Below are 12,930 nucleotides of genomic sequence, written 5' to 3'. Positions count from 1 at the left end.
GCCGGTCTTCTCGGCCGGTCGTGTTCGGGTGGGAGTGTGTCAGGTGGACTTCAAGCGGCAGGTGATCGAGCGCTGGCCGGCGCGGTGGCCGGTGCGGCCGTTCCGGGAACCGGCCTGGGCGCGGCAGGAACCCACCTACCGGGAGTGCAGTCCCGCGCTGATCGAAGCCGCCGTCAAGCGGGCGGGCACGCGGCCGTCCGGTAATTGGTTCGTCTTCGCGGCCGCCCGCGAGGTACGCGCCGACCGGCCGTTCGGGGTGCGGGTGGCCGGCCGCGAACTGGTCGCCTGGCGCGGGCCCGACGGCGGCCTGCTCGTCGGCCCCGGCGCCTGCCCCCACCTCGGCGCCCCGCTGGAGCAGGCGCGGGTGCACTGCGGTGAGCTGGTCTGCCGCTGGCACGGCCTGCGCGTCGGCGCGGACCGTCCCGGGTGGACGGCCCTCCCCGCCTTCGACGACGGCGTGCTCGCGTGGGTCCGGCTCGACCGGATCGGCGGCGAGCAGCCCACCGAGCGCCCGCCGGTGCCGGTCCGTCCGGACGGGACGACGGTGGACGCCGTCGCCACGCTCACCGGCGTCTGCGAGCCCGAAGACGTCGTGGCCAACCGCCTCGACCCGTGGCACGGCGCGTGGTTCCACCCGTACTCGTTCGCGCGGCTGCGCGTGGTGTCCGCCCCGCAGGGTGTCGACGTCGCCGAGGAGGACGACCGGTTCGTCGTCGAGGTGACGTTCCGCCTGGCCGGCAAGATCGGTGTCCCGGTGGTCGCCGAGTTCACCTGCCCGGGCCCGCGCACCGTGCTGATGACCATTGTGGACGGTGAGGGGGTCGGCAGCGTCGTGGAAACGCACGCCACCCCGCTCGGTCCCGGCCCGGACGGCCGCCCGGAAACGGCCGTGATCGAGGCGACGATCGCGGCGTCCGAACGGCCGGGTTTCGCCCACGCTGCACGGTTGGCGCCGGTTTTGCGTCCCCTCATGCGCCGGGCCGCCGCCCGCCTGTGGCGCGACGACCTGGCCTATGCGGAACGCCGGTACGCCCTGCGCGCGCCCTGATCCGCCCCTGCGCCGACTGCGTCGGGTTCCGAAGCCGACCCGGGTTTTCCCTTGGCCGCGCGGGAGGTGAGCGCGGTGGTCGGGCGCATCCGTGATCGAGGACGTCCGCACCACGGTGGGGACGGCGGAACATCCGGCCAAGGCCGTGGTCGGCGAGGCCGTGCGGGTGTCGGCCACCGTGCGGGCGGACGGCTCCACCCGGCGGACCCGGCTGGAGCCCGACGGCGGCGACGGCTTCGCGGCGATCGTCGTCCCCGACGAACCCGGGGTCCGGACCTTCCGGATCGGCGCCTGGAGCGAGCCGTGGACCCCTGGCCAACGACTTCGAGATCGGCGCGCGGTTGCTCGAACGCGTCGCCTACCGGCCCGACCGCCACGCCGAGCGGGATGCGCTGCTCGACGCCGCCACCGCGTTGCGCAACCGGGACCTCCTGGTGCGCCTTCGTCGCGCGGGCCCGGGAACTCGGCCTGGAGGTCGCCCTCGACCTGGCCCTCCAGTGCGCGCCGCGGTCACCGCCGCGGGGCTGGCCGCGGCGGTCCGCCCGGAGGCGGGCGGACGCGCAGGCGGCCGGCCGGGCGATCAGCGCCCTGGTCGCGCCTCCGCGGCCGCCTGTTCCGACCTCGCGGCCACGGCGAACTGCGGCTGGTGATCCGCCAGGAGGGTCCCTGCGCGGTCGTCGAGGTCCGCGACCGCGGCCCGGGCATCCCGGCGGACCTGCTGCCGAGGCCGTTCCAGCCGTTCTTCACGACGAAGGACATCGGCCACGGCACCGGCCTGGGCCTGCACCTGGCTGCCGGTGTCCGCCCGGCGCGGGGCGGTCAGTCCTTGACCGCCCCGGCCGCCAGCCCGGTCCGCCAGAAGCGTTGCAGCGCCAGGAAAGCCAGGATCAGCGGGATGATCGACAGCAGCGAGCCGGTGACCACGATCGCCTTCAGGTCCGGATCCCGGGTGATCTGGGTGTTCAGCGTGTACAGCCCGAGCGTCACCGGGTAGAGCCGGTCGCTGGTCAGCATCACCAGGGGGAGCAGGAAGTTGTTCCAGATCGCGACGAACTGGAACAGGAAGATGGTGATCAGCGCCGGGGCCATCAGGCGCAGGCTCACGGTGTAGAACATGCGCACGTCGCCCGCGCCGTCGATGCGACCGGCTTCGAGGATCTCGTCCGGGACCGACGCCGCCGCGTAGACACGGGCCAGGTAGACCCCGAACGGGCTGATCATGCTCGGCAGCAGCACCGACCACACCGTGTTCGTCATCCCGGCGCCGGCCAGCATCAGGAACAGCGGCACCGCGAGCGCGGTCGGCGGGACCAGCACGCCGGCGAGAATGGTGGAAAACGTCAGCGAGCGCCCGCGGAAGGTGAACTTGACGAGGGCGTAGCCGGCCATCGCCGACAGCAGCGTGGCCGCCGCCGCCCCCACCACGGAGTACAGCGCGCTGTTGGCCAGCCACCGCAGGTAGAGGCCGTCGCCGAAGGTCACGGTGTCGCGCAGGTTCTCCCCGAGGTGGTTGCCGGAGAACCAGAGGCCGAACGTCGTCGACAGGTCGGACGCGGACTTCGTCGCGGAGATCGCCAGCCAGACCACCGGCAGCAGGAAGTAGACCGCGGCGACGAACATCGCCGTGGTCACCACGGCGGAGGAACGGGTGGTCACAGGGCGGCCCTCGCGCGGGTGATCCGGAAGAACAGCCACGACAGCACCGCGATCAGCAGCGTGACGAGCACGCTCATCGCGGCGCCGAGGCCGTAGTTCTGGGCGGAAATCTGGGCGTAGGCGGCCATCGACGGCGTGTAGGACGACGAGACCGCGCTGGAAACCCCGGCCATCACCTGGGGTTCGGTGAACAGCTGGAACGTGCCGATGATGGAGAACACCCCGGTCAGCACCAGCGACGGCGCGATGATCGGCACCTTGATCCGCCAGGCGATCGTCCAGCCGGACGCGCCGTCGAGCCGGGCCGCTTCGTAGAGCTGGGGCGGGATCGCCTGCAGCGACGAGTAGAGGATCAGCATGTTGTACCCGGTGAACGTCCAGGTGACGATGTTCGCGATCGAGTACAGGATCACGTTGCCGGACAACAGGTCCGGGTGGATCCCGAGCGGGTCGAGCAGCTGGTTGACCGGCGAGAGGTTGGGGGCGTAGAAGAAGCCCCACATGACCGCGGCGATCACGCCGGGCACCGCGTACGGCAGGAAGAACGCGAGCCGGAAGAACCGCCGCAGCCGCACCACCGCCGAGTCCAGGGCGAGCGCCAGGACCAGCGCGAGGCCGAGCATGACCGGGATCTGGATCACCCCGAACAGGAGGACCCGCCCGACCGAGCCGGTGAACCCGGTGTCGCCGAGGGCCGCGGTGTAGTTGCCCAGGCCGGCGAACACCTCGACGGGACGGCCGTAGGTCGACGTCCGGGTGACGGCGGTGAAGCTCTTCACCAGGGCCACCACGATCGGGGCCACGTAGAACACCGCGAAGCCGATCAGGAACGGGGCGAGCAGCAGCCACGCGGCGCGGGCGTTGCCGTTCGCCCGTCGCCGGCGCGCCACCCTGGGGCGGGGCGCCACGCCGGCGACGGTCTGGGACGCTGCGACAACCATCGTCGTCCTTACTTCGCCACGGGGATGGACTGGCGTTGCAGGTCGGTGATCGTCGCGGCGCCGGCCTCGGTGAGCGCCTTGCCGAGCGTGCCGTTGCCGGCGAGCGCGGCGCCGAACCCGTCACGGACGTGGGCGTAGGTCTGCTCCATCGACGGTCCCCAGGTGAAGTCCTGGCTGACGCCCTTGCCCGCCTCGCGGAAGACCGCGTCGACGTCCTGGCCGCCGAAGAACTGCGTGTTCTCGGGCGAGGCTTTCGCACCGGCCTGGGCTTCGGTGGTCGCCGGGTAGATCCCGCCCTGGGCGGTCAGGATGGCCAGGGCCTGCGGGTCGCTGTTGAGCCACAGGGCGAACTGCGCGGCTTCGGCCGGGTGCTTGGTACCGGCGAAGACCGCGGTGGTCGAGCCACCCCAGTTGCCGGAGCGCTGCCCACCCTTGGTCCACTGCGGCAGCGGCGCCACGGCCCACTTCCCGGCGGTGGAGGGCGCGGCCTTCGCGATCGTGCCGACGCCCCAGACGGCCCCGGTCCAGGTGGCGATCTGCCCGGAGTCGAGCGCCTTGTTCCAGGATTCGGAGAAGCCCTGGTAGTTCGAGACGAGGCCTTGGGAGAGCAGGTTCTGCCAGTAGTCGGCGACCTTGGTGGACGCGGGGTCGGTCAGGTTCACCTTCCACTGCCGGCCGTCCTGGGTGAACCAGTGCCCGCCGGCCTGCCAGACGAGCCCGGCGAACCAGTTGACGTCCTTCTGCGGGAAGTGCGTGATCGTGAGGTTCGGGTCGGCGGCGTGCAGGGTCTTCGCGGCCTGGGCGTACTCGTCCCAGGTCGTCGGCACCGGCACGTTGTACTTCTCGAAGAGGTCCTTGCGGTAGAACAGGCCCATCGGCCCGGTGTCCTGCGGGATGGCGAAGACGCCGTCACCGCCGACCGAGGCCTGCGCCCAGGTCCAGTCGACGAACTTCGACTTGGCGTCCGCGACGCCGGGGCAGGCGGAGATGTCCCGAAGGCCCTGCTGGACGCGGAAGCCGGGCAGCGAGTCGAACTCGACCTGCCCGAGGTCCGGCGCCTGGTTCGCCTTGAGGGCGGTGAACATCTTGTTGTAGGTGCCCTGGTTGCCCTGGGGCGTCTGCTCGACGGTGACGTGGATGTCGGGATGCCCCTGGTTCCACAGGGCGACGGCCTGGTCGATGCCGGGCAGCCAGGACCAGAACGAGAGTTCGACCTTGCCCCCGGAGGCAGCACAGGCGGCACCGGCGGCCGGAGCGGCGGAGTCGGCATTCCCGCAGCCGGCGGTGACGAGCGCGAGCACGGCAGCGGCCGCGGCGGCGCCCAGCCGGCGAAGCCGTTTCGTCGGGGGAGAAGTACGCACCATTGCGTTCGGTCCTTTCGGGGTGGCGGCGGCTTCGGCCGAGGCTCGGCGCAGTGGGGGCCGGGCCTCGGGGACGGTTGGGGAAGTGGGGTTCGCGGTTGCGGGTCAGGGGTCCACTGTGGATCGGGGCGCGGGAGTGCGCGGCGGTTCGGGCGGGCTTCCGGGTGGCTGCTCGCCGCCGGCGCGCGGGTTGCGTTGCGGCGGGGCGGGGAGGGCTTCGGGCAGCCGCTCGCCGGGCGGGTCGAGGAGTGCTCGGGCGGGGAGGGCTTGGGGCAGCCGCTCATCGCGCCGGTCGATTTGCGCCGGGGCGGGCAGGGCTTCGCGCGCCAGTTCGCCGCCGCGGTGCCGGTCGAGGCGTGCCCAGGCAGGCAGGACCTCAGGCAGCCGCCCACCGCACCAAGCGACCCGCGCCCGGCCCGAACGCCCCGTCGCCCACCAGCCCACCACGGAACCGTCGGAGCGGCGCGCAAACCGGCGTGACCTGCGAAGCCAGCCCGACCCGGCCGTCCTCGGCGAGCCTGCGCCCATGCCGCCACCTCCTTCCGCCACTCGCTCGGGAACGTTCCCGGGAATGTTCCCGGCCGTGGCACCCGGGGAGTATGCGCACCTCGGAGCTACCCCGTCAAGGGCGTCTTCCGGAGGATTCGATTCAGGCGGTCGCGCGGGTGATCAACGAAACCGGCAGCGAGATCCGGTCGGCGGTGTCCGCCAGCAGCGCCCGGACCAGGGCCTGGCCGTGGTCGTACTTGTCGATCCGGACCGTGCTCAGCGGCGGGTTGAGGTACGCCGACATCTCCAGGTCGTCGAAGCCGACCACCGCGCAGTCCCGCGGCACCGCCCCGCCGCGCGCGAGCACCGCCTGGACCGCCCCGATGCCCATCAGGTCGTTGAACGCGAAGATCCCGTTGACCTCGGGCCACGCCGAGAGCAGCTCGCGGGCCGCTTCCGTGCCGCCCGGGATGGTCGGCGGTCCCTGGACGATCCGCGCCGAGACGTCGCCGAAGCCCAGCGCCGCGCACGCCGTCACGAAGGCCAGCCGCCGCTCGTCGACCGCGACGCCGACCGAACTGTCCAGCATGCCCAGGCACGCGTCCGGCCTGCGGGCGAGCAGCTCCACGGCCGCCGCGGTGCCGGTCGCGAAGTCGTTGCTCACCGATGCCGCCGCCTCCGACGGCAGCTCGCGGTCGGCGACCACCAGCGGGACCGAGCGCGCGTAGTCGGCGAGGACGTCGTCGGGCATGCCGTAGAAGAACCCGACGACTCCGCGCGCGGACCGGGCCAGCGCGTCCTCGATGGCGTCGCGTTCCCGGCCCGGGTCGGCGTCGGTGTTGTACAGCACGACGCTGCACCCGGCCGCCTCCGCCGCGTCGTACACCCCGCGCGCCACCGCCGGGTAGAACGGGTTCGCGATGTCGGAGACGATCAGCGCGATGACGTCCGACCGCTGGGTGCGCATGCCCTTCGCCAGCGCGCTCGGCCGGTAGCCCAGCCGGGTCGCCGCCGCCAGCACACGCTCGCGGGTGTCCGGGGCGATCTCCGGCAGGTCGCGCAGCGCCCGCGAAACCGTCTGCCGCCCGACGCCGGCCTCCCGGGCCACGTCCTCGATCGTCACGCGCTTGACGCGTGGCAGCCGCCCGCGTTCGGTCACGCCGTCACCTCCCTCCGCGTAAGACGCCGAGCCTAAGGGGTCAGGGCGCGGCGCCACTGGCCGGTGACGCTCCGGCGCAGCGCCTCGGTGTCGACGCTGCCCGGATCGAGCAGCCGCTGCAACGCGATCCCGCGCAGCTGCCCGACGACGGCGGTCGCGACCTCGTCGGCGCCGGCGCCCGCGTCGATGCTGCCGTCCGCGAGGCCGGTTTCGACGTCTTCGCGCAGGTCGGCGCGGAAGGCGGCGTCCCGCTCGCGGAAGATCGGGGCCAGCTCCGGCTGGGTGGCGGCTTCCGCCCACAGCAGCAGGAAAGCCTGGTGGAACACGCCGATCCGGCCGAGCTCGCCGAGGTAGCCGTCGATCAGCCGCAGCAGGCGGTCGAGGCCGGGCGGGACGTCCTCGAGCCCCGGGACGAACCCGGCCTGCGTGGCCCGCGCCAGCCGCTCGACCAGTGCCTGCTTCCCGCCGAAGTGGTGGGTGACGATGCCGCGGCTGTACCCGGCCCGCTCCCCGACGCGGGCGAGCGTCAGCGACCGCACGCCCTGCTCGACGACGAGTTCGGCGGCGGCGGTCAGCAACGCGGCTTCGGCCTGGTCACGGCGTTCCTGCTGGGTGCGGCGCATGATCGGAGTCTAGCAAAGTAACTTGCGTGTCGACCAACAAGTATGTGTAGAGTGCCGGTCCAGGAGGTCCTGATGATCGAAATCGAAGAACGTGCCCTCGACGCCCTGCTCGCCGACGACCCCGGCGGCCCGGTCGTGATGCTGAACCTGCTGCGGTTCCGCCCGGACGGCGGCCGCGAAAGCTACCAGCGCTACGCCGAAGCCCTCCGCCGCGAACTCAACGCCCGCTACGGCCTGAAGGTGGAGTACCTGGGTACCGGCGGGCCGGCGCTGGTCGCCGAGGACGGGCAGGCGTGGGACATGGTGGTGCTCGTCCGCTACCCGGACCGGCAGACCTTCGCGGCCATGGTCCGCGACCCCGAGTACCAGGCGATCACCCACCTGCGCACCGAGGCGCTGGTGGAATCGGTCCTGCAGCCGACGACGCCGGTGGTGGCCTGATGCCCGCGGTGTTCGTCCACGGCAACCCCGAGACCGCGGCGGTCTGGGACCCGCTGCTGGCGGAGCTCGCCCGCCCGGACGTGGTCTGCCTGTCGCCGCCCGGCTTCGGCGCGCCCCTGCCCGCCGGGTTCGAGGCCACCCCGGCCGGCTACCGGGACTGGCTGGCCGTCGAACTGGCGGCTTTCGGCGAGCCGGTGGACCTGGTGGGCCACGACTTCGGGGGCACTCACGTCCTCAACGTCGTGCTGAGCCACCCGCACCTGGTCCGCAGCTGGGTCAGTGACACCCTCGGAAGCTTCGACCCGGACTACGAATGGCACGAACTCGCCCGCCGCTGGCAGACCCCGGGCGTCGGCGAGGCCGATGTCGCGGCGCGGTTCGGTGCCGCGCCCGAAGAGCGCGCCGCGGTGCTGGTGGAACGCGGGATGGGCCGGGCGGTCGCGGCCCGCGTCGCGGCGGGGCAGAACGAGGCGATGGGCCGGGCGGTGCTCACCCTGTACCGGTCCGCCGCCGCGGCCGGTGCGCCCGGCCTCGGCTTGCCGCTGGAACGCGCGGCGGCCCGGCCGGGTCTCGCCATCCTGGCCACGGCCGACCACGTCGTCGGCACCGAGGAGCAACGCCGCCGGGCCGCCGCCCGCGCCGGGGCCCGGGTCGCCGTCCTCGACGGCCTGGGGCACTGGTGGATGACCCACGAACCGGCCCGCGCCGCCGCGGTGCTGACCGGGTTCTGGGCGAGTGCCGGCTAGGGATCAGCGGGCGGTGCAGGCCAGCCCGGCCAGCGGCTGGGACGTTCCGGTCACGACCGCACCCCACGTCGTCGTCGCGCCGGGAGCCAGCGTCCCGTTGTAGGTCTGGTTGGCCGCCCGCACCTCCTGGCCGGTCTGCGTCGGCACAGCGTTCCACGAGTTGGTCACCTGCTGACTGCCCGCGAAGGAGAACGCCGTCGTCCACCCGGCCAGCGCGGCCGAGCCGGTGTTCTTCACGGTGAACTCCAGCTGGTGCCCGCCGTTCCACGAGGAGGTGACCGCCGAGGTCGCGGTGCACGACGCCCCGGCCGGGGTGGTGGACGTCGTCGGGGTGGTCGGCGTCGTGGTCGGAGTGCTGGTCCCGGTCGTGTAGCTGATGCCGGTGTAGGCCGCCGCGCAGCCGGAAAGGCACTGGTCCGGCAGCGTGAAGCGGTAGACGCGGCCGTCGTTGACGAGCGCGTCGCTCGCGTCCCGGACGCGGATCGCGTATGCGGTGCCGGCCGTGGCGGTCGGGCCGATGAGGAAGGCCTGCCCGAGGTCGCTGTCCGGCTGCGCCTGCTGCCAGGTGCCGTCCGCGCCGAGGAACTCCACGCCGTGGACGCCGTTGGGCAGGTGCGACACCGCGATGGCCGTCCAATACCGTTGCGCCCCTTGGAGGAAACCGAGCTTCAGGTCGCCGGTGTAGTTCGGGGCGGGCACGTAGGACCAGGAAACCCGGCGGTTGTTCCAGTGCCCCGGGTTCATGTCGCCGACCGGCACGCCGTTCTTCACGAACCGGTTGAGGGACGCGGTCGACAGGTCGAGGTGCCCGGGATCGTCGCGGCACCAGGCGTTCGAGTCGCCGCAGCTGTCGGCCACGACCATGGTCAGCTGGGCGCCGGCGTACCCGTCGGTCACCCAGGACCCGTTGCGGCAGAACGGCTGTCCCGGCGCGCCGTCGTTGACGCCGGTGCAGTATTCGCCGATGGTGACCTGCACGAACCGCCCGCAGTTGCGGCCGTTGTCCCACAGCCCGATCTTCGCGGCCTGCGCCGGCGGGATCGGCCGGGGGTAGAAGCTGTAGTCGCCGGGGGTGTTGTAGACGTTGAGAGCGACGAAATCCGGCGAATCGAGCATGTCCTGCGGAAGGCCGCAACCGCCGTAGGGGGCGCCGAGCGCGTCGAAGTGGGTCGCGTTGCCCGTCGTGGGCGCGACCGGCGCGGCGCCCGAATTCCACGGCCACAACACGGAAACACCCACGACGAGCACGGCGATCACGGCCAGCACGCCCGGCCGGCGGGAGACGGACCCCATGGATTCTCCTTCCGCCTGTCGGTACCGCGGCAGGCGGAAGCGGCCCCGGCGGCGTCGTCTGGAAGCGCTCCCAGAGTCCCCCGCGCACCGGTCGTTTGTCAATCGCCCCTCACGCCGAGCCGCGCGCCACGACGGTCAGGCGCTCGAGGGTCAGCCGGCCCGAGGTCAGCCGGAGCCCGATCGCGGGCGACCAGCCGGGAGCGACGACCGGACCCGCCGGGATCGTCCGCAGCAGCTGCCACCGGCCCTGGTGGCCCAGCCAGCTCGTCAGCCCGCCGCGGTGGTCGGACACGACCGCGAACCGGTCGCCCGGCGACCACTCGACCGCGGCGCAGCACCCGCCGGTCACGTCGTCGCCGTAGTCGCGCCCGTCGGCCCGCACGTCCGCGCCGGACGTGCCGAAGTGGTGGTTGTACCAGGCCAAGGCCAGCTCGTCCGGCCCGGCGGCGCGGCCGAGGAGCACGCTGTCCTCCGGAGCGCTCCCGGCGAAAGAACGCGGTTCCAGGAGCACCGCGAAGTCGCCGGCCGGGGCGGCCACCGGCGCCACGAGCACGGCGGCCGACTGCCGGCTCGCCGTTGCGATCAGGGCGCCGTCCGCCTGGCTCAGCGAGGGCGGCGGCTCCCCGAACCGCGCGCCGATCCGGTAGTCGTTCAACCGGTCTCCGGTGAAGTCGTCGTCCCACACCGGTGTGGCGAAATCGGCCGGGTCGAACACGACCTCCGCCCGCACGAGGTCCGCGGTGCTGCGAGCCGGGACGCCGTGGTCGAGCGGGGCGACCAGCAGCCGCACCGGCGCCCGGGTGCCGACCGGCGCGTCGGCGGGGGCGGTCACCCGCCACCGCAGCGGGACGGCTCGGCCCGGCGTGAGCCGGAGGTCGCCGGCCGGCCCGAGCGGCTGGGCCGTCCAGCCGCGCGGCACCGTGAGCGCGGGCCGCACGGTCATCGGCTGCGCGCTGCGGACCGAACTGGTGATTTCGGCCGTCTGCCCGGGCCGCAGCCGCGGCGGTTCGTCCGGCAGCCGGACGGCGAGCCGCTCGTCTTCGGCGCGCCACGACTGCACCGCCGTGATGCCGACCGCGCCTCCGTCCACTCTGGACGCCACGACCCGGAGCCCGTCGGTGCGGACCGGCGGCTGGACGACGACGCGGTTAGGCCGGCCTCGCACCGGCGTCGCGGGATCCCGGTTCTGCGCGGGGAGGTCGGCCCACGACCCGTCGGCGGTGCGGTACTGGAGCGCGAACGTGTCCGGCGTGCGGACGCCGCCGCCGTCGTCGTAGAAGGAGATCCGGACGTCGGAGACGTCGGTGGCCGCGCCGAGGTCGACGGCCAGCCAGTCCTGGCGGTTCGGGCTGCCGTAGCTCGTCCAGCGCGTCGAGGGGACATCGAGGTCGAAGTCCTGGCCGTCGATCGCGTTCGCCGGGCTGTCGGCCGGCCAGGTGTAGGACGCGGACGCCGCCGGGTAGCCGGTGCGGTCGATGTTCGCCAGGTCGTCGACGAGGTGGTCGGCCACGGCCGCCTTCCCGGGGCGCACCGGCACGTCGACCGCGGTCAGCCCGGCCTGGCGGTGCACGAGCTTGCCGTCCAGCCAGACGCTCAACCCGGCGCCCTGCCGGTAGACGTGACCGTCGCGGTCCCAGGCCACGGTCAGGTTGCGGCCGTGGTAGGGCACGTTCTCCACCGCGAAGTGGTCCCAAGTGGACGGAACGAGCGGGGCGAGCCGTACGCTGTCGCCCTGCTGGGGCCGGATGCCGAGCAGCCCGGACAGCACGAGGTCGTCGAACGTCGAGTGGTTGTAGTCCTCGCTGTGCCCGCGGGAGTCGTAGAGCCAGCGGTCCTCGTCGGGGTGGTGCGCTTCGGCGACGTAGGGCAGGCCGTTCTTGCGCTGGGTCAGGGCGTACCCGCGCAGCAGGGCGTAGTAGTCCTGAGTGGACACGTACGGCTGCGCGGGATAGTCGGTGAGCAGATTCGCCAGCCCGGTCAGCGTCTGGCTGGTGGCGTAGGGCCAGCTCGGCCCCGACCAGCGGCAGCACCCGGCGAGGGCGTCGTGCATGAACCACGGGCTGCGCCGCTCGACCGTGGTGGGCCCGAAGGGGGCGGCGAACCCGGCCGGATCGGTCAGCTGCGCCCACGCGGCGGCGGCGCCGGCCGGTGCCATGTGGAAGTACCAGGGCACGAACCCGATCTCTTCCCGGTCGGCGAGCTTGGTGCGGGCGGGGTTGCCGTCCCGCATCACGTGCTTGTAGAACTGCGCGCCGCCGTCCCACAGGACGCGGTCCTGGTTCGCCTGCAGGGACCGGGCGTCCCGGTCGTAGCGGTCGGCGAGCTGCCGGTCGCCGGGTGCGCCGCGCCGGCGCAGCAGATCGGCGATGGCGCGCGCGTCGCCGTACTGGTAGGCGTTGAGCGTCGGGCGGAAGCCGGCGCCGCCGTGGTAGGGATCCGGGCTCTGGTAGGAACTCGCGGTGTACTCCATGGCGTCCCACACCGGAACCTGCCAGTAGAGGCCGAGCTGCGGGTCGAACTGCGGCGCCCAGGCGGCCCACTGCCGTTGCAGTTCGGGGAGCCGGTCGACGGCGAAGTCCCACCGGCCGTCGACGGACGCCCGCGCGAGCACGGCGTCGGCCGCCCAGAAGGAGTATTCGTGGGCCCAATCGGTGGTGTTCTCGTTGAGGCCGTCGGTCGCCGGCTTGGGGCCCGCGCCGCTGCCGCGCAGCCAGTAGTCGACGTAGTCGTCGAGGTAGCGGGGGTCCCGCAGCCACCGTCCCTCGTAGAGGTGGTGCCCGGCGGCGGCGTCGATCCCGCCGCCGGGGGCGGAGTAGCCGACCGGGCCGAGGAACTCGGAGACGATCCAGCCGTCGTCGGGCCCGGTGTACTTGAGGGCCTCCTTGAACGTCCGCCACCGGTAGTAGTACGTGTCCTCGATCGCCTTGTCGGGCAGGTCGACGAACGGGATGTTGGCCTCGTACCACGCGGGGTCGCCCAGACCGGCGAGCTTCGCCGCGTGGTCGAGGAGATGCGTCCCGGGGCCGACGACCGGGTACGCCGGCGGCGGGCCGGCGGGGACGGCGGGGACGGCCGCCGCGGGGAGCACGGCGGCCGACAAGGTGACGAGCGTGGTGGTCAAGACCGTGAACAGACGGCGAACCGAGCGCATGCCGACGCTCCTCGTGCTCCTC

11 protein-coding genes and 1 pseudogene are annotated in these 12,930 nt (G+C 73.1%); 4 read left to right on the top strand and 8 right to left on the bottom strand.

Features of this window, described 5'->3' with window-relative positions; translation table 11 throughout:
- Nucleotides 1-43: 43 nt before the first annotated feature.
- Together ACWDN5_RS25145 and ACWDN5_RS25140 are read left to right on the top strand one after the other, a co-directional pair.
- Complete coding sequence (locus tag ACWDN5_RS25145; RefSeq protein WP_449677966.1) at nucleotides 44-1,048, top strand: DUF5914 domain-containing protein; 1,005 nt, start codon at nucleotides 44-46, stop codon at nucleotides 1,046-1,048.
- A gap of 91 nt (nucleotides 1,049-1,139) precedes the next feature.
- Nucleotides 1,140-1,838 (top strand): annotated as a pseudogene (locus tag ACWDN5_RS25140) (ATP-binding protein); the annotation flags it as partial.
- A gap of 29 nt (nucleotides 1,839-1,867) precedes the next feature.
- Here ACWDN5_RS25140 and ACWDN5_RS25135 read toward each other — a convergent pair.
- The 6 genes from ACWDN5_RS25135 to ACWDN5_RS25110 all read right to left on the bottom strand — a co-directional run bounded on the left by ACWDN5_RS25135 (nucleotide 1,868) and on the right by ACWDN5_RS25110 (nucleotide 7,277).
- Nucleotides 1,868-2,683 carry a carbohydrate ABC transporter permease gene (locus ACWDN5_RS25135; protein WP_449677978.1) on the bottom strand — a complete coding sequence of 272 codons (816 nt, stop codon included), beginning with the start codon at nucleotides 2,681-2,683 and terminating at the stop codon, nucleotides 1,868-1,870.
- A 17-nt stretch (nucleotides 2,684-2,700) separates the two neighbouring features.
- Complete coding sequence (locus ACWDN5_RS25130; protein WP_449677965.1) at nucleotides 2,701-3,645, bottom strand: carbohydrate ABC transporter permease; 945 nt, start codon at nucleotides 3,643-3,645, stop codon at nucleotides 2,701-2,703.
- An 8-nt stretch (nucleotides 3,646-3,653) separates the two neighbouring features.
- Complete coding sequence (locus ACWDN5_RS25125) at nucleotides 3,654-5,009, bottom strand: ABC transporter substrate-binding protein (RefSeq protein ID WP_449677964.1); 1,356 nt, start codon at nucleotides 5,007-5,009, stop codon at nucleotides 3,654-3,656.
- Nucleotides 5,010-5,111: 102 nt separating this feature from the next.
- The gene (locus tag ACWDN5_RS25120; RefSeq protein ID WP_449677963.1) at nucleotides 5,112-5,450 is read right to left on the bottom strand and encodes a hypothetical protein; all 339 of its coding nucleotides are present in this window, start codon (nucleotides 5,448-5,450) and stop codon (nucleotides 5,112-5,114) included.
- A 205-nt stretch (nucleotides 5,451-5,655) separates the two neighbouring features.
- A complete protein-coding gene (locus ACWDN5_RS25115) occupies nucleotides 5,656-6,654 on the bottom strand; it encodes a LacI family DNA-binding transcriptional regulator (protein ID WP_449677962.1) in 999 nt (332 codons plus the stop codon).
- A 32-nt stretch (nucleotides 6,655-6,686) separates the two neighbouring features.
- On the bottom strand, nucleotides 6,687-7,277 hold the full coding sequence (locus ACWDN5_RS25110) for a TetR/AcrR family transcriptional regulator (protein ID WP_449677961.1): 591 nt from the start codon (nucleotides 7,275-7,277) through the stop codon (nucleotides 6,687-6,689).
- Nucleotides 7,278-7,349: 72 nt separating this feature from the next.
- Here ACWDN5_RS25110 and ACWDN5_RS25105 point away from each other — a divergent pair, with 72 nt between their 5' ends.
- A complete protein-coding gene (locus tag ACWDN5_RS25105) occupies nucleotides 7,350-7,718 on the top strand; it encodes a DUF1330 domain-containing protein (RefSeq protein WP_310969918.1) in 369 nt (122 codons plus the stop codon).
- Nucleotides 7,718-8,464 carry an alpha/beta fold hydrolase gene (locus tag ACWDN5_RS25100; protein ID WP_449677960.1) on the top strand — a complete coding sequence of 249 codons (747 nt, stop codon included), beginning with the start codon at nucleotides 7,718-7,720 and terminating at the stop codon, nucleotides 8,462-8,464. Before ACWDN5_RS25105 ends, ACWDN5_RS25100 begins: the two co-directional genes overlap by 1 nt.
- Nucleotides 8,465-8,467: 3 nt before the next feature.
- On the opposite strand, the gene ACWDN5_RS25095 is transcribed toward ACWDN5_RS25100, so the two are convergent.
- A complete protein-coding gene (locus tag ACWDN5_RS25095; protein WP_449677959.1) occupies nucleotides 8,468-9,757 on the bottom strand; it encodes a cellulose binding domain-containing protein in 1,290 nt (429 codons plus the stop codon).
- 109 nt (nucleotides 9,758-9,866) lie between these two features.
- Nucleotides 9,867-12,908, bottom strand: coding sequence for an MGH1-like glycoside hydrolase domain-containing protein (locus ACWDN5_RS25090; protein WP_449677958.1), 3,042 nt, complete (start codon nucleotides 12,906-12,908; stop codon nucleotides 9,867-9,869).
- Between the last annotated feature and the right edge of the window lie 22 nt (nucleotides 12,909-12,930).

The sequence above is a fragment of the Amycolatopsis sp. NPDC003731 genome, assembly GCF_053586895.1.
Note: the sequence above shows the minus strand (reverse complement) of the source record. Positions and strands in the feature narration are given on the sequence as shown.